Source organism: Neobacillus drentensis, assembly GCF_036966985.1.
In the GTDB taxonomy this organism is placed as follows: Bacteria; Bacillota; Bacilli; order Bacillales; family Cytobacillaceae; genus Neobacillus; species Neobacillus drentensis_E.
Genome location: NZ_JBALSN010000182.1, coordinates 1 through 1,419, shown reverse-complemented (window position 1 = coordinate 1,419; position 1,419 = coordinate 1). Strand labels below are relative to the sequence as shown.

The window sequence follows — 1,419 nt, the reverse complement described above, 5'->3', positions numbered from 1 at the left end:
TAACCGTTATTCCTAAAGGGGCTAGTTCAGCTGACAATGTAATAGTTAGAGCATCAACTGCTCCCTTAGTTGTTGCATATGCTAATTCACCAGGCATTGGTCCTTGAAATTGACCTGAAGTAATATTGACTATTCTTCCACCAGATTTTTTATCAAACCCTTGAGCAAATTTACTACTTAATAGTGTTGTTGCACGAACATTTACCATGTAATGTTTATCTAATTCTTCAGCAGTTACATTTGAAAAATCGTTATTCGTTGAATATGCTGCGTTATTAATTAAGATATCAGGATAACCAAGTTGTTCAGAAACTCTATTAATAAGTTGTTCAGGTGCATTATGTTGCGTTAAATCCAACTCCATACATGACACCTTAACACCTTTTTTTAATAATTCTCCTTTTAATTTCATTGGCTCATCTAAATCAATGCTCCAAGGCATTTTTTTATCATATTCCGTCCAGTACGTAAAAAAGATATGATAGCCCGTATCAGCTAACTCTTTACAAATAGCTGCTCCAATCCCTTTCAAACGGCTTACACCCGTAATAATTGCAATTTTTTCTTTTAATTGGTTCATTAAAATATTCCTCCAAATGAAGGACGCATAAATAAGGTCCTTAGCTTAAGTGAAGTTCTTCGCATTTCAGATGCCAGGAAACAGCTTATAAAAATAGCACTAGCGCCGTTCCGTTTTTCTGTTCGGTACATACTTTGTGATTACGAGTGAAAAGAAGGCACTGTACTTGGCAGACGGTACTTACGGAGCTGGTTTTGTTTTAATCATTGTATATTTATATTTCTTATCATCGTAGGAGCAGCTTGGAATTAAAAGACCTCAATAACGCCTGGAGGTGCAAAACAACAACCTGTCCAATCCATTATTTTGTAAATACATAATTCATTTCAAAAAAGACTATTAAAATGAAAAAAATAAAATCAATTAAAGGGGTTAAGTTCATGATCAACGTTTTATTTGTATGCCTGGGAAATATTTGCCGTTCACCGATGGCTGAAGCTTTGTTTCGCAACTTAGTCAAAAAGGAAAATTTGACAAACAAAATCGCAGTTGATTCCGCTGCAACCAGTTCATGGCAAATCGGCTTCCCTCCGCACGAAGGAACTCTTAATATTCTGAATAAATACAATATCTCTTCTAATGGGCTTGTTGGACGCCGACTAAAGAAAGGAGACTTTTGGAAATTCGACTATATTATCGGTATGGACGAAAGCAACATAAAAAATATTTACAGGATAACCGGGCAGTCTAATCATCCAAAGATCATTAGGCTGCTTGACCTGACCAAATACAGGAAAGATGTCCCCGATCCATTTTATACAGGTGACTTTGATGAAACCTATCGTCTTGTTTCAGCTGGCTGCCAGGTATTACTCAAAAAAATACGCAGCGAACAAAAC

Annotated in this window: 2 protein-coding genes; one reads left to right on the top strand and one right to left on the bottom strand. The window is 36.2% G+C overall.

Going from position 1 to position 1,419, the window contains the following annotated elements; genetic code table 11:
• On the bottom strand, window positions 1-580 hold a 580-nt coding region (locus V7659_RS12390; protein WP_335540289.1), incomplete at its 3' end, for an SDR family NAD(P)-dependent oxidoreductase.
• A 380-nt stretch (window positions 581-960) separates the two neighbouring features.
• On the opposite strand from V7659_RS12390, the gene V7659_RS12385 reads away from it, so the two are divergent.
• The coding region (locus tag V7659_RS12385; protein WP_335540288.1) for a low molecular weight protein-tyrosine-phosphatase at window positions 961-1,419 on the top strand (459 nt) is incomplete at its 3' end.